The organism is Yoonia sp. (assembly GCF_046292185.1).
Lineage (GTDB): Bacteria > Pseudomonadota > Alphaproteobacteria > Rhodobacterales > Rhodobacteraceae > Yoonia.
The window spans coordinates 1-18,508 of record NZ_JBKBQY010000016.1 but is presented as its reverse complement, the minus strand read 5'-3'; the positions used below and the strand labels follow the sequence as shown (position 1 = coordinate 18,508).

General features: G+C 60.6%; 16 protein-coding genes. 2 read left to right on the top strand and 14 right to left on the bottom strand.

The annotated features are described in order from the left end of the window. Window positions 1–9: 9 nt before the first annotated feature. Complete coding sequence (ilvC, locus tag ACK4TM_RS04765; protein WP_409697529.1) at window positions 10–1,032, top strand: ketol-acid reductoisomerase; 1,023 nt, start codon at window positions 10–12, stop codon at window positions 1,030–1,032. Between the two features lie 69 nt (window positions 1,033–1,101). Here the strand turns inward: ilvC and ACK4TM_RS04760 are convergent, their stop codons facing one another. From ACK4TM_RS04760 to ACK4TM_RS04695, 14 genes are all read right to left on the bottom strand, one after another. Further along, the gene (locus ACK4TM_RS04760) at window positions 1,102–2,538 is read right to left on the bottom strand and encodes a hypothetical protein (RefSeq protein ID WP_409697526.1); all 1,437 of its coding nucleotides are present in this window, start codon (window positions 2,536–2,538) and stop codon (window positions 1,102–1,104) included. A 138-nt stretch (window positions 2,539–2,676) separates the two neighbouring features. Beyond that, window positions 2,677–4,020: a phosphoglucosamine mutase gene (gene glmM / locus ACK4TM_RS04755; protein WP_409697523.1), complete on the bottom strand. Its 1,344-nt coding sequence runs from the start codon at window positions 4,018–4,020 to the stop codon at window positions 2,677–2,679. Beyond that, complete coding sequence (folP, locus tag ACK4TM_RS04750) at window positions 4,017–5,024, bottom strand: dihydropteroate synthase (protein WP_409697520.1); 1,008 nt, start codon at window positions 5,022–5,024, stop codon at window positions 4,017–4,019. Before folP ends, glmM begins: the two co-directional genes overlap by 4 nt. Further along, window positions 5,024–5,941 carry a dihydroneopterin aldolase gene (locus ACK4TM_RS04745; protein WP_409697517.1) on the bottom strand — a complete coding sequence of 306 codons (918 nt, stop codon included), beginning with the start codon at window positions 5,939–5,941 and terminating at the stop codon, window positions 5,024–5,026. The genes folP and ACK4TM_RS04745 overlap by 1 nt, the downstream gene beginning before the upstream one ends. A 99-nt stretch (window positions 5,942–6,040) precedes the next feature. Continuing rightward, complete coding sequence (locus tag ACK4TM_RS04740; RefSeq protein ID WP_409697514.1) at window positions 6,041–6,706, bottom strand: cell wall hydrolase; 666 nt, start codon at window positions 6,704–6,706, stop codon at window positions 6,041–6,043. 183 nt (window positions 6,707–6,889) lie between these two features. After that, window positions 6,890–9,442, bottom strand: a complete 2,553-nt coding sequence (locus ACK4TM_RS04735) for a putative PEP-binding protein (protein ID WP_409697511.1) — start codon at window positions 9,440–9,442, stop codon at window positions 6,890–6,892. A 79-nt stretch (window positions 9,443–9,521) separates the two neighbouring features. Then, complete coding sequence (glyS, locus tag ACK4TM_RS04730) at window positions 9,522–11,771, bottom strand: glycine--tRNA ligase subunit beta (protein ID WP_409697508.1); 2,250 nt, start codon at window positions 11,769–11,771, stop codon at window positions 9,522–9,524. Next, window positions 11,771–12,298: a DUF6446 family protein gene (locus ACK4TM_RS04725; protein ID WP_409697505.1), complete on the bottom strand. Its 528-nt coding sequence runs from the start codon at window positions 12,296–12,298 to the stop codon at window positions 11,771–11,773. The genes glyS and ACK4TM_RS04725 overlap by 1 nt, the downstream gene beginning before the upstream one ends. After that, window positions 12,298–13,215 (bottom strand): glycine--tRNA ligase subunit alpha, encoded by a 918-nt coding sequence (locus tag ACK4TM_RS04720; protein ID WP_409697502.1) that lies wholly within the window; start codon window positions 13,213–13,215, stop codon window positions 12,298–12,300. Before ACK4TM_RS04720 ends, ACK4TM_RS04725 begins: the two co-directional genes overlap by 1 nt. 79 nt (window positions 13,216–13,294) lie before the next feature. Beyond that, entirely contained in the window at window positions 13,295–14,743 is a 1,449-nt protein-coding gene (locus ACK4TM_RS04715; RefSeq protein WP_409697499.1) for a TrkH family potassium uptake protein, read from the bottom strand. Window positions 14,744–14,843: 100 nt separating this feature from the next. Then, the gene (locus ACK4TM_RS04710; protein WP_409697496.1) at window positions 14,844–15,797 is read right to left on the bottom strand and encodes a 2-hydroxyacid dehydrogenase; all 954 of its coding nucleotides are present in this window, start codon (window positions 15,795–15,797) and stop codon (window positions 14,844–14,846) included. Then, complete coding sequence (locus tag ACK4TM_RS04705; RefSeq protein WP_409697493.1) at window positions 15,794–16,132, bottom strand: tRNA-binding protein; 339 nt, start codon at window positions 16,130–16,132, stop codon at window positions 15,794–15,796. Before ACK4TM_RS04705 ends, ACK4TM_RS04710 begins: the two co-directional genes overlap by 4 nt. Continuing rightward, window positions 16,125–16,940 (bottom strand): pyrroline-5-carboxylate reductase, encoded by an 816-nt coding sequence (gene proC / locus ACK4TM_RS04700; protein ID WP_409697491.1) that lies wholly within the window; start codon window positions 16,938–16,940, stop codon window positions 16,125–16,127. Before proC ends, ACK4TM_RS04705 begins: the two co-directional genes overlap by 8 nt. Before the next feature lie 75 nt (window positions 16,941–17,015). After that, window positions 17,016–17,519, bottom strand: a complete 504-nt coding sequence (locus ACK4TM_RS04695) for a YbjN domain-containing protein (protein WP_409697488.1) — start codon at window positions 17,517–17,519, stop codon at window positions 17,016–17,018. A 465-nt stretch (window positions 17,520–17,984) separates the two neighbouring features. Between ACK4TM_RS04695 and ACK4TM_RS04690 the strand changes: the two genes are divergently transcribed. Then, on the top strand, window positions 17,985–18,508 hold a 524-nt coding region (locus ACK4TM_RS04690), incomplete at its 3' end, for a hypothetical protein (protein WP_409697485.1).

The following is an 18,508-nucleotide window of genomic DNA, read 5'->3' as shown; positions in this document are numbered from 1 at the left end:
GATACCAAAATGCGCGTTTATTACGACCGTGACTGCGATGTGAACCTGATCAAGGACAAGAAAGTCGCCATCCTCGGCTACGGCTCTCAGGGCCACGCCCATGCGCTGAACCTGCGCGACTCTGGCGCGAAAAACCTCGTCGTCGCCCTGCGCGAAGGCTCGCCTTCCGAAGCCAAAGCCAAAGGCGAAGGCCTGGAAGTCATGGGCATCGCCGAAGCGGCCGCATGGTGCGATGTCATCATGTTCACCATGCCCGACGAATTGCAGGCCGAAACCTACAAGAAATACGTCCACGACAACCTGAAAGAAGGGTCCGCCATCGCTTTCGCCCATGGTCTGAACGTGCATTTCGGCCTGATCGAAACCAAGCCCGGCGTTGATGTGATCATGATGGCCCCCAAAGGCCCCGGCCACACCGTGCGCGGCGAATATACCAAAGGCGGTGGCGTACCTTGCCTTGTGGCCGTGCATAACGACGCGACCGGCAAGGCGATGGAAATCGGCCTGTCCTATTGCTCGGCCATCGGCGGCGGGCGGTCCGGGATCATCGAGACGAACTTCCGTCAGGAATGCGAAACCGATCTGTTCGGCGAACAGGCCGTGCTTTGCGGTGGTCTGGTCGAACTGATCCGCATGGGCTTCGAGACATTGGTCGAGGCCGGTTACGAGCCCGAAATGGCCTATTTCGAATGCCTGCACGAGGTCAAGCTGATCGTCGATCTGATCTATGAAGGCGGCATCGCCAACATGAACTATTCGATCTCCAACACTGCCGAATACGGTGAATATGTCTCTGGTCCGCGCATCCTGCCCTACGAGGAAACCAAAAAGCGCATGAAAGACGTGCTGACCGACATCCAGACCGGCAAATTCGTGCGTGACTTCATGCAGGAAAACGCTGTTGGCCAGCCAATGTTCAAGGCCACGCGCCGGATCAACGACGAACACCAGATCGAACAGGTCGGCGAAAAACTGCGCGGCATGATGCCCTGGATTTCCGCAGGCCGCATGGTCGACAAAGCAAAAAACTAAACGCCGGTAAGGTGGGTCCTGACCCACCCGACCCAATCCAAGGCCCGGCAGTGCGCCGGGCCTTGCGCGTCAGACGAGACGAATATCGGCCAGATCAGGTGCCGAAATCTCCAACAATCTATTGTTGATCCTGTTGTTCTTGCGAAGCTGTGGATCAACCGCAGAAACAAGCGCAATAACCCTGCGGGACGCAAAAGGGTTCACATGCGTCACGTTTGTATAGGCATAATTGCGCGCGCCCAGCGAATTCGGCAGGTAGTTTTCACAAAACGACAAGTCATGTGATCGGTACTTTACTGTCCCAGGAAGGCTGGCCCGCCAATCCAGATAACGCCGTTCAAGATCATCGGGCCGCTGCGCCGGATCAACCGCTTCTCCCATCAGCAACCGTGCGATCCCGAACGATGCGTCATCCCAAGGGCGCGGCCTTAACCCGCGGCCCCAGTCATTCGCACGCGTCAGGCCCATCACATTGCCGCGAATGACGAGATGGCCCTCCGGCAACAGGGCAGTATGTGTCACCGAATTCATGCCGCCTGAATTCACGGCATAGCCAACCCGCGTGTGAAACGCGCGTCGCCCCCATTTGCGCGGACCGGGCGCGGATATGCGCCGGTAATCCAGCCCCATCCGTGCGGCGACTTCGGCACCGACATCACAATCACGGCCGGACGCCCAATTGTGGTGCATCCCGAATATCGCTTTCGCAAGATGAACATGATCGCGTGCGGCGGTGATCAGAATCCGTGAATCCTGTCCACCCGACAGCGGAAACACAGACGGCTTGGTCTGCAGAAATCCCACGGTGTTGCGCCGGAGAATGGCGAGCAATTCGTCAATCATATCGTCGAAGGCAAGCTCTGACGCCGCGAGCCATGGCACGTCATCGCGCGGCCAGAACCGCGCTTGCGTGATCTGCGCCAGATCCAGCCTGTGGTTTGGCAGCAGGCGTTCGCAATGCGCATCGCGCGTATAGCCAAGCGCATAATGGCCGGGACTTTCCATCACGGCCCGGTGGTCGATATCCCCCCGATCAATGATGTCACGCGTCAGGGTCAGCGGCAAAGTGCTGCCTGTCACCCCGGTCCGGGTGTCGTACACGACCGCCATTTCGCCCACTGCATCGGTATAGACAAATGGTGCAGCCTTTCCACGCGTAACCGCAATATAGCGCCCTGTCAGGCTGGCTATCAGCCGCTCCATTGCATCCATAAGGGTTTCGCCTTGGTGCAGCGTGACGACGACCTCACCAGCCAGATGCTGTCCCGCATCGTTCAGCGCGATCCCCAAGATCGCGCCGAAAGGCTGACCGGATCCGTCCTTGACCACACAAAGATCAAGACTGGGGCAGAAATGCAGCCACCAATCCGACAGGTCATGCGACAGGTAGCCTTCAAATGGTGGCTTGTCCGATTGGTCAATCACGAATTGGCCGACGAAAACCTTATCTGGTGCCAGTTTCAACGACGCGGCTTCGCGCAAAGCAAGCCGCTGATCATATTGCATCGAAACTACCCCTTAAACCAACACCGATGCCAAAAAGCCGTAAGGCACGAGATATGTCAAGCAGACGGCAATCATCGTCACTGCGCCCGCGCTGAAAACGCTGCACGTGGGGATTAAACTCTGACGATGTTTACACCATCACGCCGCCGCTTCGACCTCACCCACGATCTGATCGACGACCTGCGCCAGCAGTGCCTCGTCCTCGCATTCCGCCATGACGCGGATCAGCGGCTCGGTCCCGGATTTGCGGATCAGCAACCGGCCCTTGCCGGCCAGTCTGGTTTCCGCATCGGCAATCGACGCGACGACGGCGCTGTTGCCCAGCGGGTCGGCACCTGCGGCAAAACGCACATTCTTCAGCATCTGGGGCACCAGATCGAAATTATGCGCCAGCGCGCTGGCCTTTTGCCCGGTGTCGATCATCGCGGCCAGAAATTGCAGGCCCGCAAGCAACCCGTCGCCGGTCGTGGCGAAATCCGTCATTACGATATGGCCGGATTGTTCGCCGCCAAGGTTGTACCCCCCCGCGCGCATCGCCTCTACCACATAACGGTCGCCCACAGCGGTGCGATGCAGGTGCAGCCCCTTGTCTTGCAGGAACCGTTCAAGCCCCAGATTGGACATCACCGTCGCAACCAATGTATCCCCCCGCAACCGGCCCTGCCCGGCCCAACGTGCGGCCATCAGCGCCATGATCTGATCGCCATCGGCAACTGCGCCGGTTTCATCAAGGATCATCACCCGGTCGGCATCACCGTCAAGGCAGATCCCCACATCGGCACCTGTCTGGCGGATCACCTGTGCGGCACGTTCGGGATGGGTAGAGCCGCAGCCATCATTGATGTTGAACCCATCGGGGTCGACGCCGACCTTGATCACCGTCGCACCCAGTTCCCAAAGCACCTCTGGCGCGACGCGGTAAGCCGCACCATTGGCGCAATCGATGACGACTTTCAGCCCGTCCAGACGCATCCCCGCGGGGAAGGTCGCCTTGAGCCGTTCGGCATAGCGGAACCTGCCATCGTCAATACGCTTGGCACGGCCGATATTGCCAGCCTGCGCCGGTGTGACATCCGACATGATCAAAGCCTCGATCTGTTCTTCGGCAGCATCGGAGAGTTTGAACCCGTCAGGGCCGAAAAACTTGATCCCGTTGTCATGATGCGGGTTGTGACTGGCCGATATCATGATCCCCACATCCGCCCGCATCGACGTGGTCAGCAGCCCCACTGCAGGCGTCGGCACCGGCCCCAGCAGCAGCACATTCATGCCCGTGCTGGTCAGCCCGGCGGTCAGCGCATTTTCGAACATATAGCCCGACAGCCGCGTATCCTTGCCGATCACCACGCGGTGCCCGTTCGATCCGTCATTGCGGAAATAGCGCCCCGCCGCCGCCCCGATCCGCAAGGCCATATCGGCTGTCATCGGATGGATATTGGCCGTACCACGCACGCCGTCCGTGCCAAAGAATTTGCGTGTCATCTGCTCTCTGCCCCGCTGATCGCCGCCCAAAGGGCCAGCGCCTGTTTTGTCTGGAATGTATCATGAACCCGCAGGATCTGCACGCCTTGGGTTGCGGCATGCAAGGCCACGGCGACGGACCCGGCCATCCTACTTTTTGCATCGCTCCCGCCGCCGATCGTGCCGATGAACCGCTTGCGCGAGGCACCCAGCAGAATGGCGCAACCCAGCCCGTGAAACAGCGCAATATTGCGCAGCAAGGCCAGGTTATGGCCTTGCGTCTTGCCAAATCCGATGCCGGGATCGATTACGATCCGGTCGCGCGCGATGCCCGCCGCCAGCGCCAGGGTGATCCGGCTTTCAAGAAAATCATAAACATCCAGCAGCACGTCGTCATAGACAGGATTATCCTGCATCGTGGCCGGATCGCCTTGGGCGTGCATCAGGCAGATGGGCAGCCCGCTTTGCGCCGTGACATCCGCAAGGCCGGGATCATAGCTGAACGCCGCCACATCATTGACCATGCCCGCCCCCGCGCGGATCGCGGCCTGCGCCACCGCTGCTTTGCGGGTGTCGATGGAAATGGCGATATCCGATTGCGCGCGGATCGCCGCGATCACCGGGGCGGTGCGGCTGATTTCATCGTCCTGCGGCACCGTCCCTGCACCGGGCCGGGTGCTTTCGCCGCCGATATCGATGATATCCGCACCGTCCTGCTGCATGCGGCGGGCATGCGTAACAGCGTCCTGAAACCCCGCATGATCGCCGCCATCCGAAAAACTGTCAGGTGTGACGTTCAGAATACCCATGATCCGGGGGTGGTTCATGCTCAACCCCGCGACGAGCGCGCGCGGCGCTGTCAGGCGGGCGAGGATGGTCGCGGGCAAATCACTGGCGGGGACAATGAAGGACGGCACATTGCGCTGGCAAACCGCCACCTCGCGAAACTGGCAGGGGCCACCGGCAAGCGGCAATGCATCCGGCGCAGGCTCTGACAGGATAATGGGGCGATGATAGAGCTTCATCACAAAACCGCCTGATCCGCCGGATAGACCACCACCGGCAGATCCGTGTGCGGGGCTGGCGCGCCGATCAGCACCAGTTCCGCCGCCTGCATCTGTCCGGCAAACCATGCGACAAGGGCGGCCGCATCCGCAGGGCTGGCCGAGGGACCATCGACCGCATCCAGCACGATCTTGGACGGGGCCCAAGTGCTGATCTGGCCATTCTTCATCGCCCAATCGAGTTCGGTACGCGTCTGCACCACCACGCAACGCGGATCGCGCGCCGCCAATGTCCAGGCATTCTGTTCAATCGCCAGCAGATCGATCCGGCGCTGCGCCAGCCTGTTGGCAACCTGCGGCGCGCGGATATCCGCAGGCCCCACGCACAGGATCAGCGGTGCCTGCGCTGAGACCAACTGGTCGATCCAGCCCGACAGATGAGGCGCAGCCAGCGCCGCGTTCGACAAGAACACCACGCGCGGATGCGGCACCGGCACATGGACCTGCCCGCCGGGCGATTGCCCGTCACGCGCACGCATGATTTCAACGCCAAGCGCGAAAGGCCCGCGATCCAGCTTTTCGATCCGCACAAAGACCCGCTGCGCCTGCGGTTCCAGCAGAATGCGGTCCGCGACGCGCGCGGCGAGGGTTTCGAGCAGGTTCAGACGCTCCGCCTCCAGCTCTGCGGCAATCGCCTCGGTCACGCGGTCATAAGACAGGATGCGGTCGACATCGTCATCAATCGGGCCGGTCAGGCGCGGCACCTCGACCACGACATTGAACCGGACGCGCTGCAATGTGCCGCGCTCCTGCTGAAACGCCCCGATTTCGACCGACACGATATAATCGCGCAGGGAAATACGGTCACAGGGGGTGGTGGTGCTGGCCTCTGCGCGTTCGCTGGGATGGGCAAAGGCAAGGCGGATATCATCACTCATCGCGGGGTCCGATCAGCTGGCGTTGTTGCTGCCAGCGTTACAATGCGCCCGCCCGCAGAACAAGCGGGAGGGGCGACGCAATGACGCAGGCAAGCGACCTTAGTTAGAGGCCGTCCGCACCGGTTCGCGGTAAAACAGATGCGCGCCGATGGTCGCGGTCCGGGTAAACCGGCGGGACCATGACGGGCTGACCGCATGGGTATGGAAATGTGTGGCACCGCCGGTCAGATCGCGCGGTGTGCCATCAAGCAGGATCTTGGCGACCTTGCCTACACGTTCCCAGGCGCCCTGTTCATGCACTGCTTTGGATTTGCCGTCACAGGTATAGCTGAACTGACAGGCATAACGGCGCCCGGTGCCTTGATTGACCACACCGCAAAGCGACCTGGGATAGGCGGCGTTATCGACACGGTTCAGGATGACCTCGCCAACGGCGAACAGGCCGCGCACGGATTCACCGCGGGCCTCGAAATACAAAGCTTCGGCAAGGCATTTCCACTGATCATCGCCAGATGCTGCTGGAAGGCTTGCAAGGAAATTATCATCGTAGATCACGACCGGTTCGGTCGGAATGCCCCGCGCGCTTGCGGGGGGCAGGCTGGTCAGTTGCGCCATACGCGCATCGGGGACCACGGAAAGCGCCGCACGCTCTTGCCCAAGGACAGCGCCCAAACGGCTGGCCATCATATCATCGGCAGATGCCGCCCCGGCAAAAGCCAGTTGGGCCGCAAGACAAACCGCGGCAAATTTTTTAAAAGATGACATTTCGCGAACCAAAGTGACCACGCGGAAAGCCCCGCGGAGGCAGGGCGGTGCTTAGGCCAATCATTGCACAGAGTCTACCCCTAGGGGTCGGCACGGCGGAACCTCGCCTGAATCACCTTAAAATAAGGCTAAAATGGTCTACATGCTGCCTAACCAAAAAGACATGCCACTACATGTAGATACTCACGATTTATTGATCGCATCCTTCAGGGCCAGTTGCGCCGCCATCAACCGCGCCCCTGGCACCCGGAAAGGCGAGCAGGAGACATAGTCGAACCCGTGATCCCGGCAAAAGGCAATCGCGCTCCGGCTGCCGCCATGTTCGCCGCAGATCGACAGCACGACATCGGGCCGCCCCCTGCGCCCGCGTTCGGCGCCGATAGCGACCAATTCGCCCACGCCTTCGATATCGAGCGTGTGAAACGGGTCTTCGACATAGACGCCCTGCTGGACATACGTGGACATGAACCGCCCTGCATCATCGCGCGACAGACCATAGGTCATCTGCGTCAGGTCATTGGTACCAAACGACAAAAATGCAGCATGTGCGACGATATCCTGCGCGCGCAGCGCCGCGCGCGGGGTTTCGACCATCACGCCCAGGCGGTAATTCAGCGCAGCCCGCGCGCGGCCCGCCACCATATTGGCAACACCTTCGATGCGCGATTTCATCAGCTCGACCTCGCGCACGGCGGATACCAACGGCAGCATGATATCCACGGCGGGTGCGATTCCTTTCTGGCCAACAGCCACCATCGCCTCGAAAATCGCCTGCGCCTGCATGTCGTAAATTTCGGGAATCGCGATGCCCAGCCGCACGCCGCGCATCCCCAGCATCGGGTTGTATTCGCTGAGTGCGGCGACACGTCCGGTCACTTCGGGCAAAGGCAGCGCCAGTTGTTCGGCCAGATCGCGCAGCCCGGCCTTGTCGGATGGCAGGAATTCATGCAGCGGCGGGTCGAACAGGCGCACACAGACGCTGCGTCCTTCCATGATGCTGAACAATTCGGCAAAATCGGCGCGCTGCATCGGCAGTAAGCGGTCCAGCACGGCGCGGCGGTCCTCGGACCCTTCGGCAAAGATCATCTCGCGCATCACGCCCAGACGGTCGCCTTCAAAGAACATATGTTCCGTGCGGCACAGCCCGATGCCCTCTGCCGCGAAATTGCGCGCGGTCTGCGCATCGGCGGGGGTGTCGGCATTGGCGCGCACCCCGATATCGCGGAACATATCCGCCCATTCCAGCAAGGTTTGAAAGGCACCATCCAGTGATGCTTCCAGCATCGCGGGCGCACCGGCAAGGACCTGACCCGTGGTGCCATCCACCGTGATGATATCGCCTGCGGCAAAAATCCGGCCGTCAGGCGCGACAACCCGGTTGGCCTTGCGATCAATCAGCAGATCGGACGCGCCGACAACGCAAGGCACGCCAAGGCCACGGCCGATCACCGCAGCATGGCTGGTGATGCCACCGCGCATCGTCAGCACGGCAGAGGCGGCGTGCATCCCGCGAATATCCTCTGGCGTGGTTTCGCGGCGGACCAGCACGCAGGCCTCGCCGCGCGCGGCACTCGCCTGCGCCTCGTTCGCGGTCAACACGATCCGGCCTGAGGCGGCACCGGGGCTGGCGGCAATCCCGGTGACCAGCACATCGCGCGGCGCGCGCGGGTCCACCTGCCGGTGCAGCAATTCGGCGAGGGCCACGGGTTCAACCCGCAACACAGCCTCTTGCCGGGTGATCACGCCATCCTCGGCCAACGCCACTGCGATCCGGACCGATGCGCGCGACGACCTTTGCACCCGCACCGCATCAAGAATATACAGATGCCCCGCATCGATGGCAAATTTGATCTGCATTTCTTCGCGCAGATGTTTGCGGCACAACGCGCCGCAATCCAGCAGATGCGCGAATGTATCGGGGCAGCGATCCTCCAGCGACGCGCCACGCGGATCGCGCGTCAGGTACAACGCACCCTCGGTGTCGGTCTTGACCATCTGCGGGATGCTCTGCGCCGCATAACGGCCGACGACGCGCGGCGCACCGGTGGTCGCATCGACAAATTGCACGATGCCGGACCCGCATTCGCCCTGCCCCAGACCCAGCGCCATCGCCTGCACGACCAGACCCAGCCCCGCATCCGCCGGCGCGCCCTTGGCCTGCCGCAACAACCGCGCGCTGGTGCCGTCCCAGGCGCGCGCCATGGACCGCAACACTTCGGCCAGTTGCACGGCAGGGTCCTGCGGGAAAGGCGCGTCGGTTTCGGCCTCATAGGTTTCCAGCATCGCGCGCAGGCTGGCGGTATCGGCCACATCGGGCAGATCGAATTCATCAGGGTCCAGCCGCGCGACATGCACCGCATAGGATTGCACGAACCGCAGGTATAATTCCGCCGCGGGCTGTTCCCCCATCGACAGCGCCATGCTGGCAAAGCGCGCGTCATTCATCCCGACATTCAAAATCGTCGACGGTCCGCCCCAATCGGCATTCTCGCTCGACGGGCGCACCGATAACAATGGCTGCGGCCCGAAAGGGGCCATCAACGCCTTCATATCGGGCAAATGCCCGATGGACGCATCGCGCACCGCGTCAAACGACAGCGCCACAGTGACGGGGATCGGGAAATCCAGCCGGATCAGCCGCTGCAGGCATTTCGCACGATCACCATAAACCGCGACCTTCATCGCGGCAGAGGGCGTGATCTGCGTCACGGCGGGGTAGATGATCTGTTGCTGCACTGCGGCATCGCTCCATTGCGTCGGTGCAGCATAGAGCAGAATCCGCGCTTGCGTAAAGCGGACTTGACCTTTGCGTGACCTAGCCGTCGATTTTCGTCAGGTCAGCCACTGACAGACAGACATTCCTGATCCGCGACAACAGGTTAAGCCGGTTGCGCCGGATCACCTGCCTGTCGTCATTGACCTGCACAGCGGTGAAAAAAGCATCAACGGTGGGGCGAAGTGCCGCCATAGCAGTCATCGCGGTGCTGAAATTCTCGGTTTTCATCGCCGGCGCGATCTTTGCATCTGCAGCATCAAGCGCGGCAAACAGCGCCTTTTCGGCGTCATCTTCGGCGAACTTCACATCCGCGCCAAAGGAATATTCCACGCCATCCTTTTCCTCGGCCTGCGTCAGGATATTGTTGGCGCGCTTGAACCCCTGAATCAGGTTTTCCCCGTCATCCGTGGCGAGCGTTTCCGCCAAGGCACGGGCGCGTTTGACCAGCAGCGTCAGATCGTCATTCCCCGGCATCGCGATGCAAGCGTCAATGATATCGTGACGGATGCCTTGGTCACGCAGGTAGACCTTGAGGCGGTCGTGGAAGAAACCGAGGAGAGAATTTGCGCGTTCTATTTCCCAGTGTTGTGGAGGCACCCCTTGTCCGAAGCCGGCTTTCATTAGGTCAGCGGCTTGAAGAGAAAGAGATTGTACTTGGCCAAGATCGCTTTCTTCAAAGCTAATGCCCAGCGCCTTCAGTAGTGACACCTTCAGTGCATCTTCCATCTTCTCGGAAGCTACCATCAAGAGGCTTGCCATGTTCCGGCGACCACCAATGATTAGACCATTGAAGAGATCTAATCTCACCCCATTCTCCAACACTAACCGAATAACCCCCAGCGCCGCCCTGCGCAGCGCAAAAGGGTCCTTGCTCCCGGTCGGTTTCTCATCAATCGCCCAGAACCCGGTCAGCGTGTCGATCTTATCCGCCAACGCCACGGCCACCGATACCGGCGCTGTCGGCACAGCATCCGACGGGCCCAGCGGCGAATAATGGTCCTGACAGGCGGCGGCGACAGCATCGTCCAGCCCTGCGGCACTGGCATAATACCGCCCCATCAGCCCCTGCAATTCAGGAAATTCCCCGACCATTTCCGATTGCAGATCGGCCTTGGCAACCTTCGCCGCCTGTTCCGCCAGATCAGGATCAGCGCCCACATGCGGCGCAATCTCGCGTGCCAAGGCCGCGATCCGCGCGATGCGGTCCGCCTGAGATCCCAGCTTGTTGTGGAACGTCACATTGGCCAGCCCGGCCCCCATGCCTTCCAGGCCATCCGCTTTGACCGTCCGCAGATCATTCTCCCAAAAGAATTTCGCATCCGACAGACGCGCCGCCAGCACCTTTTGATTGCCCGCCAGAATGGTCGCGCCGTGATCGGCGGTTTCCATATTGGCGACGGTCACGAAACGTTCGATCCGCCCGGTTTTCGGGTTGCGGACGGAAAAGAACTTCTGATGCTCTTTCATCGATGTCTGCAACACCTCGGGCGGCAGGCCAAGAAAGGCCTCATCAATCCGGCCCAGCAATACGACCGGCCATTCGACCAGCCCCGCCACCTCGGCCAGCAGCCCGCGATCCTCGACCAGTTCCAGACCGCGCGCAAAGGCCTGTTGCTGCGCATCGTTCCAGATGGTTTCGGCCCGTTCCTCGGCGCGCAGGATCACATGGGCGCGTTTCAGCTTCGCCTCATAATCATCGAACCCGTTCACATTGATCGCCGCAGGCGCAAGGAAGCGGTGGCCGTGGGTGATCCGCCCCGCCGTGATCCCATCGATGGTCAGCGGCACAACATCGGCGCCCGCCTCATCCGACAATAGGCAGATGATGGAATGCAGCGGGCGCACCCATTTCAGGCTGCCAGTGCCCCAGCGCATGGATTTTGGCCATGGGAAACTGCGTACCGTCGCATCCAGCACTTCGGCAATGATATCCGCCGCCTTGCGCCCCGGTTTTTCGATCACGGCGAAATAAGTCTGGCCCTTTTTATCGTCGCGGATTTCCAGCGCCTCGCGGGCCACCCCCGCCCCGCGCAGAAACCCGTCAATCGCCGCATCCGGCGCGCCGACCTTCGGCCCTTTGCGTTCCTCACGCACAGCCCGGCTTTCGCCTGTCAGCCCGTCAATCGCCAGCGCTAACCGACGCGGCGTGGCAAATGCGGCGGCCCCGGCATAGGTCAGACCCGCCTCGACCAGACCATCCGTGATCAGTTTTTTCAGATCATCCGCGGCGCGGGCCTGCATGCGCGCGGGGATTTCCTCGGAAAAGAGTTCAATCAGAAGATCAGGCATTATTGAAGGCTTTCGGGGGGTTCAGGGCAATTTTCAGGTGCGGGATTGCGATTGAACACGGCTTCTCCACAAGGGTTGATCTCGTGCCAGATATAGCCGCGCCCATCAGGGTAAAAGGCGATGACACGGTCGATACCGTATTCCAGATTGGGCACGCTGAGATAGGCGGTCGCATCACCGCTTTGCAGATCCGCGCCGATCCGCGCGGCATCGAAACAATCAAACCAGCGCGGTGCAACGCGCGGTTCGGCAAAGGGCAGCGCCTGCGCTGTGGCGGCCAAGGTGATCATATTGATATCGGTTTCAAAACAGGCGCGATAGCGCAAGGGACTGGAGATGGAATCGATGCCACGGAAATTGGTGAACGGCACGACCAGCGGCTCGCCCCCCTCTGGCATGACCGGCAAGGTGATATCCCCCACCTCGGCGCTGACATCCTCGTAATAGGCATAGACTTGCAGGTAATACATGAACGCCCCGACGATCAGTGCCAGCACCAGCATTGCGACAATCAGGATACGGCCCATCAGGCGGCGGCCCCGGCATCTGTCTGCACAAAGGCATCGGCACAGGCCTTGGCCAGCGCGCGCACCCGCCCGATATAGGCCTGCCGTTCGGTCACGGAAATCACGCCGCGCGCGTCGAGCAGGTTGAACAGATGGCTCGCCTTGATGCATTGGTCATAGGCAGGATGCGCCATGATGATCTGCATATCCTTTTTCGGGTCATGCGCCGGGGCGGACAGGATGCGGTGGCACTCGGCCTCTGCATCCTTGAAATGTTGCAACAGCATATCGGTATCCGCGATATCGAAATTCCAGCGGGCATATTCCTGTTCAGTCTGGCGGAAGATATCGCCATAGGTCAGCGGGCTGGGAGATTGCGGATCGTTGAACGGCATGTCCATCACGTGATCCACGCCCAGCACATACATCGCCAGACGTTCCAGCCCATAGGTCAATTCGCCCGAAACGGGGCGGCAATCATGCCCGCCGACCTGCTGGAAATAGGTGAACTGGCTGACTTCCATCCCGTCGCACCAAACCTCCCAGCCCAGACCCCAGGCGCCGAGTGTCGGGCTTTCCCAGTCATCCTCGACAAAGCGGATGTCGTGCAGGTTCGCGTCGATGCCGATGGCAGCAAGCGAGCCAAGGTAAAGGTCCTGCAAATCCGGCGGGCTGGGTTTGATCAGCACTTGATACTGGTAATAATGCTGCAAACGGTTCGGGTTTTCGCCATAGCGACCGTCCGTCGGACGGCGTGATGGCTGGACATAGGCGGCGGCCCAAGGTTTTGCCCCCAGGGACCGCAGTGTCGTGCCGGGATGGAACGTGCCGGCACCAACCTCCATATCATAAGGTTGCAGGATCGCGCAGCCTTTGGCCGCCCAATAGGATTGAAGCCGCAGGATGATTTCCTGAAAACTGCGTGGTTTGTCGGACATCGGAACCCTCGTGATCATATTGCGCGACACATAGGCCCCGGCGCGCCAAGGGTCAATCTTCCCCGCGGGGAAGGTCTTGTCAGTTGCGCCAGAACCGGACCGACAGGATGGTCAGCACCACCATAACTTCGAGCCGGCCAACGAACATCGCAATCGCGAGTATCCACTTTGCGGCGTCATTGATCCCGGCAAAATTCCCGGCAGGTCCGATTTCTGGCCCCAGACCGGGGCCGATATTGCCGATGGCGGTCGCGGCCCCTGACATCGAAGTGATGAAATCAAGCCCCGTCAGCCCCAGCAGAACCGTGATGATCCCCAACAGCGACACAAAGGCCACGAAAAACGCGATGACGGAATTCATCACGTCATCGCCCACGGGCCTGCCGTCATAGCGCGGCGTGAACACACCATGCGGGCTGTGGATCTGGCGGATCTGGCTTTTGATCGCGGCAAAAAGAATCTGATAGCGAAACACCTTGATCGAGCAGGATGTGGACCCCGCGCAGCCACCGATCAGCCCGATGAAAAAGAACGCCACCACCGGAAAGGTGCCCCAGGCCATGTAATCCGTGCTGCTATAGCCTGTACCGGACATGATCGACATGACGTTGAACAGCGCCTCGCGCAGGGCCAGTTCGGTCATCGCACCCTCGCGCGCCCAAAGCCAGGCGGTCATCAGCATCGTCACCGTCGCAAGGATACCGAAAAACGTGCGGATCTGACTGTCGCGCAACAAAGGCTGCGCCGTGCCTGCCATCAGTTGAATGAACCGCACGAAAGGCAGGGCCGACAGGAACATGAAAAACGCCGCGGCGTAATGAATGCCCGCCCCATAAAGGGCGAATGAATCATCGGTATTGGCCATCCCGCCAGTGGACACGGTCGTCAGCGCATGCACGAATGCGTCAAAGTTGTTCATGCCGAGCGCCGAATAGGTCAGCGCGCAGATGATTGTGATCGCGACGTATATTTCGGATATCTGGCGCGCAATCTGACCGGCGCGCGGCAGGATTTTTCCCATTGTGTCAAAGGCTTCTGACCGAAAAATCTGCATGCCCCCGACCTTGAGTTCGGGCAGGAACACCATGGCGACCACGATGATCCCGATACCGCCCAGCCATTGCAGCACCCCGCGCCACAAAAGCAGCCCCACCGGCAGGGTTTCCAACTCGGTGAAGGTGGTGGCACCGGTGGTGGTCAGCGCCGACATCGATTCAAAGAACGCGTCGGTCAAGCTGGCACCGGTCGCGCCCAGAATGAAGGGGATCGCGCCGAAAAACGGCAGGCTCAGCCAGACCAGCGAGGTCAGCAAAAACGTCTGCCGCAGGGTCAGCCCGGCGGTGACGCCATTGGCACAGGCCAGCGCCAGTAACCCACCGGTCAGGATCGTGATTACCGCGCTTTCGAAAAAGACGAACCAATGGCCGTTGCCCGCGAAAAGATCCGCCGCCAATGGCACCAGCATCGTCACCCCGAGCGAGGCCACAAGCAGACCGATCACATATCCCACAGGGCGCAGATCAAACATCACGCAGCGTTGGCGCGCCCACGCGCCGGTGTCAAGAAGAGCACGGTGAGAGAGACGATTGCGCCGGAAAAATTCTACCCCTCGCGCGCGGTGAACGTCGCTATGACGTCACAGCCTGCGGCAGCGGGCGGCCTTCATCCCAGGCGATGATATTGTTCAGCGCCATCTGGCCCATCGCCTCGCGCACTTCCAGCGCGGCGGTGCCCAGATGCGGCAAAAGCACGACATTTTCGAGGGCGCGCAGGGATTCCGGCACAAGGGGTTCCTTGGCATAGACATCCAGCCCCGCGCCCGCGATCCGGCGGTCTTGCAGGGCAGCGATCAGCGCATCTTCATCTACCACATCGCCGCGGGCGATATTGACGAAAATGCCCGTCGGTTTCATCGCGGCCAGTGCGGCGGCGTCGATCATGTTCGTGTTGCTGCCACCGCCCGGCACGGTGACGACGATGATATCGGCCTGCGCCATCAGATCATGCAGGCTGTCCACCTGCCGCGCGGGCAGATCCACCGATTTGGGCGAGCGGTTGAAATACAGCACCGGCATCCCGAACCCGTAATGGCAACGCCGCGCGACGGCCTGCCCGATCCGGCCCATACCGACGATCCCGACCGTCTTGCCCGTCGCATGGGTGCCGAGCATCTGGGTCGGCTGCCAGCCTTTCCATTGGCCCGCCCGCAGGATGCGTTCGCCTTCGCCCGCGCGCCGACAGACCGACAGGATCAGCGTCAGACCGATATCGGCGGTGGCATCGGTCACCGCGTCGGGCGTGTTGGATACGGCGACACCGGCGGCGCGGGCCGCGGCGACGTCGATATGGTTATAGCCGACCCCGAAATTGGCGAGCACGCCACAGCGGATATCGCCAGTAAATGCCTCGGCGCTGAAGGTATCACCCAGCGTCGGCAGGATGGCGTCGTAGTCACGCAGGGCGGCGGCAGCCTCTGCCACGCTCAGCCCCTTTGTTTCGTTGCGCAATGTCACGTTGAAACGCGCGTGCGCGGCGTCAAGCGTTGCATCCGGCAACACTTTTGTAATCAGTAGTTTTTTCAATGTAACCGCCCCCCCAAAGGCACATCTTGATCCGGTCCGACCAGCACGACAGCGCCGTCTGCATCGGGCATGCCCAGCACCAGCACCTCGGACATGAATTTGCCGATCTGGCGGGGTGGAAAGTTCACCACCGCCAGAACCTGTTTACCGACCAGCCTGTCCGGCGCGTAATGCACGGTAATCTGGGCCGATGTCTTTTTCTCGCCGATCTCGTCACCGAAATCGATCCAGAGCTTGATCGCGGGTTTGCGCGCCTCTGGAAAGGGTTCCGCACGGGTCACGGTGCCGACGCGCACGTCGACTTTCAGGAAATCATAAAAGGAAATCTCAGCCATTGGCCAGTTCCCGTGACCGTGCCGCAGCCGCCGCCACCGTGCGACGCATCAGATCAGGCAGGCCTTTGGCGTCATCCATCAGAACCTCCAGCCCCGCCTGCGTCGTGCCATTGGGCGAGGTCACGTTCTGGCGCAATTGCGCGGGGTCTTCATCGGCGGTTTCGGCCAGCTCGCCTGCCCCGCCGACCGTGGCCTTTGCCAGATCCATCGCCATCTGCGGGGACAACCCTTCAGCGACACCGGCGGCGGCCAAAGCCTCGATCATGTGAAAGACGTAAGCTGGGCCGGAACCGGACACGGCGGTCACGGCATCCATCTGCGATTCATCCTCCAGCCGGACGGTCTGGCCGACGGCCCACAGCAGCGCCTCTGCCATGTCCATATCGGCACCGGATGTTTTTGCATTGCCGATCAGCGCGGTGATACCGCGCCCGATGGCGGCGGGCGTGTTCGGCATGGCGCGGATCACGGGTGCGGCGGGGCCAAAAGCCGCCTCGAACGTGGCAAGTGGGGTTCCGGCAGCAATGGAGATGATCAGCGTCTTGCCGGTGCCCAGCGCCTTCACATCCGGCAGCGCCGTGGTCATCATCTGCGGTTTGACCGCGATCACCACGATGGCGGGCGCGGCGGGCAGATCATCCCCGATATGAACGCCCTGTTGTTGCAGCCAGTCCGACGGATGCGGGTCAATCACCCAGACCGATTTCGGCGGCAAACCGTTGCGCAGCCATCCCGCCAACATGGCAGACCCCATCTTGCCACAACCCAGCAAAACAAGGCCGCGTTCGGCCACATCATTCATTGTCATCACGCGTCCCTCTTTACGTCTTTGCAAGAGGTTACGCCACGCCAAGACCGGTGGGAACCCGTCTTGGCGAAATTTTCAGGCGCGCCCGTAAGCGCCGGCAATGGCGATTTGCAGCGCCTGTTTTGGGGTCTGATCTGCCCATGTGACCAATTGGATCGCCGGGTAATATTGTTCGCAGGCATTGACCGCCGCGCTGATCATCGTGTCGATCTGATCCGGCCCTGCGACCTGATCCCCCGCCAGCATCAGGCCATAGCGGTAAACCATCAAATTCTGTTCGTCCCACCAGGTCAGTGACCCGGCCCAAAGGCGGTCATTGATCGCATTGAGCGTTTCGTAAAGCACGGGCTTGCGGTCTGCCGGTGGTTCCATCTCGAAGGTGCAGATCAGGCGCAGGGTTTCGTCATAGGCCGACCAGGCCAGAGTGATCGAATAGGTGCGCCACTGGCCTTCGACCGCCATAGCGATCTGGTCGTCATGGATGCGGTCAAACTCCCAGTCATGGTGTTCTGCGATATGCTCGACCAGATCGATGGGATGCAGATCGTCAGCATCAAGGTAATGTTCGGACAATGCCATATGCTCGGCCTCACTGTTTTGGCGTGGGGGTCATGGCGTGGCCCCTAACGCTAGCTGCCTGCTCTAGGGGCGGTGGAGTTTCCGTTTCGCCCCTACAATATATCGTGGGTGCTGAGGGGACGCCTGTAAAGCAATTTCTTGGGGATAACCCGGGTGATTACAAAAAATTCATCGCCCCTTGTAGCGCGACAGTAGTTTTTGCAGTGCGAGACAGTTAAGTTTGCAGCACCGCGAGTTTAAGATGATGCAGTTACGGAACTTTTAAACGGGGTTTGAAAGGTGTCTTGAAGAAGCGAACTTAATCCCGATTCTTTGTACCAATCGACAATGCGACTCGACTCTCGCGCCAACCTGAGATCATCTCTTTCTCGCGCCGAGCTGTCTAGCTGCTGCTGAAGCTCAGGATGCTTAACACGACTGGCGTGTAATGACACGGTGTTCCGGGTCAAGGTAAAAGGGGAAGCTGTGGCTGTTTTTAAGATCAGCAATTCAAAGGGCATCCACATCGAAGACGGTCAGGCTTCAAATGCGGACGTCGGAGTTCATTCATCCAATTCTGAATTTTCGGCGAACAACGTCAGTTTTGAGAGTGTCCGACGACCATGGCTCATCGAGGGAGGGGCGGCACGCGTCTCCCGTTCACAAATCACGACGCCGGTAAGTAAAGGCATCGAAGGCTCAACGATCGGCAGGCTATACGGAGGTTGGCAAAGGCCGACTGGACCGAGGGTCCCATGCCAATGTCCAGACTGTCAATCCATCTTCCCTTCGCGAAGCTTCAGCATCTTTAATGCTAATTTCTACTCCGAGGACAACACTGAACAATGCCCGGTCTGCGGCTCCCTGGATGCACAGGTAGCCACTGGTCTCTTCGAGCTATCCCAGGAAATCATTAAGCTGCTTGCAGGTCCTGTTGCATCATTAGACATGCTAGAGAGCCTCCGGAGAATTTCCGAAGAATTACAAGCAGGGAAAAAGTCAGTTCCTGA

Bases quoted from the DNA above. Each gene is read 5' to 3' on its own strand.
- ilvC (WP_409697529.1), top strand. From the start codon at position 10: ATGCGCGTTTATTACGACCGTGACTGCGATGTGAACCTGATCAAGGAC.
- ACK4TM_RS04760 (WP_409697526.1), bottom strand. From the start codon at position 2,538: ATGCAATATGATCAGCGGCTTGCTTTGCGCGAAGCCGCGTCGTTGAAA.
- glmM (WP_409697523.1), bottom strand. From the start codon at position 4,020: ATGACACGCAAATTCTTTGGCACGGACGGCGTGCGTGGTACGGCCAAT.
- folP (WP_409697520.1), bottom strand. From the start codon at position 5,024: ATGAAGCTCTATCATCGCCCCATTATCCTGTCAGAGCCTGCGCCGGAT.
- ACK4TM_RS04745 (WP_409697517.1), bottom strand. From the start codon at position 5,941: ATGAGTGATGATATCCGCCTTGCCTTTGCCCATCCCAGCGAACGCGCA.
- ACK4TM_RS04740 (WP_409697514.1), bottom strand. From the start codon at position 6,706: ATGTCATCTTTTAAAAAATTTGCCGCGGTTTGTCTTGCGGCCCAACTG.
- glyS (WP_409697508.1), bottom strand. From the start codon at position 11,771: ATGCCTGATCTTCTGATTGAACTCTTTTCCGAGGAAATCCCCGCGCGC.
- ACK4TM_RS04725 (WP_409697505.1), bottom strand. From the start codon at position 12,298: ATGGGCCGTATCCTGATTGTCGCAATGCTGGTGCTGGCACTGATCGTC.
- ACK4TM_RS04720 (WP_409697502.1), bottom strand. From the start codon at position 13,215: ATGTCCGACAAACCACGCAGTTTTCAGGAAATCATCCTGCGGCTTCAA.
- ACK4TM_RS04715 (WP_409697499.1), bottom strand. From the start codon at position 14,743: ATGTTTGATCTGCGCCCTGTGGGATATGTGATCGGTCTGCTTGTGGCC.
- ACK4TM_RS04705 (WP_409697493.1), bottom strand. From the start codon at position 16,132: ATGGCTGAGATTTCCTTTTATGATTTCCTGAAAGTCGACGTGCGCGTC.
- proC (WP_409697491.1), bottom strand. From the start codon at position 16,940: ATGACAATGAATGATGTGGCCGAACGCGGCCTTGTTTTGCTGGGTTGT.
- ACK4TM_RS04695 (WP_409697488.1), bottom strand. From the start codon at position 17,519: ATGGCATTGTCCGAACATTACCTTGATGCTGACGATCTGCATCCCATC.